The organism is Streptomyces sp. UNOB3_S3 (assembly GCF_020740895.1).
In the GTDB taxonomy this organism is placed as follows: Bacteria; Actinomycetota; Actinomycetes; order Streptomycetales; family Streptomycetaceae; genus Streptomyces.
Genome location: NZ_JAILXP010000733.1, coordinates 1 through 876 on the forward strand (window position 1 = coordinate 1; position 876 = coordinate 876).

At 72.4% G+C, this 876-nt stretch carries 1 protein-coding gene; it reads right to left on the bottom strand.

What is annotated here, in order from left to right; translation table 11 throughout:
- Window positions 1-561 (bottom strand): septum site-determining protein Ssd (gene ssd / locus K6I33_RS35355; protein ID WP_374286708.1); only part of this gene is annotated, 561 nt, incomplete at its 3' end.
- Window positions 562-876 lie beyond the last annotated feature (315 nt).

Consider the following 876-nt stretch of genomic DNA (forward strand, 5'->3'; position numbering starts at 1 on the left):
CTCCCCGCCCAGCAGCACATCGAGCCCGCCGCCCAGCGGATCACCGTCGATCAGCATGGTGCGCCACCCGGCGCGGGCCGCGCCCACGGCCAGGGCGCACGCCAGGGTGCTGGCCCCCGCGCCGCCACGGCCGCCGACGACGCCCACCGTGAGCGCCGGAGGGCCCACCCCCTCGACGGCATCGGCGATCCGGTCGACGAGCCAGCCCTCCCCGTCGGGCAGCAGGGCCACATGGCGGGCGCCGATCGCGACGGCCCTGCGCCAGACGCCGGGGTCGTCGGGATCCCTGCCGACGAGCACCACACCCTCGCCGCGGACGGCGGCCCCCAGCCTGGTGGCGCTGTCGTCGCCCACCAGGATCAGGGGCGCGCCGTCCCAGCCGGCTCCCCGGGTGGCGTGGCCATGGATGACCTCGGGCACGGCGCCCGCCGCGGCGCACAGCCTCAGCAGGTCGTCGAGCAGCGCCTCGTCCTCCGTGAGGATCAGTGGGCCCCGCTGCTTGCCGTCCCCGGAAGCGGTTCGATCGGACGTGCTGGATTCGGACGTGCTGGATCCGGTCACGGTCTCCTCCCCTCTCACTCCGCGCTCTCATCTCCGCGGACATCGCGGAACTCGCGGGGAATCACCGTGCAGCGGACCGGGAAATCGTGTGGATCTTGGTCAAAAACTGTGGACAACTCAACGGTTGTGAATATCCCGCTCACCTATACCGGTGACTTCCGGAGAGCAGCATGGCGATTACGCTGCGTAACGGGTATGAAGGGGGGGGAGGCCGCGCGCCCAACGGGGCGGGCGAGGACGAGGGAGGCCCGATGCCGACGACCAAAACGCATCCGGACATGCGACGACCCCCGCCGGGGGGGAGAGCGGGGGTCG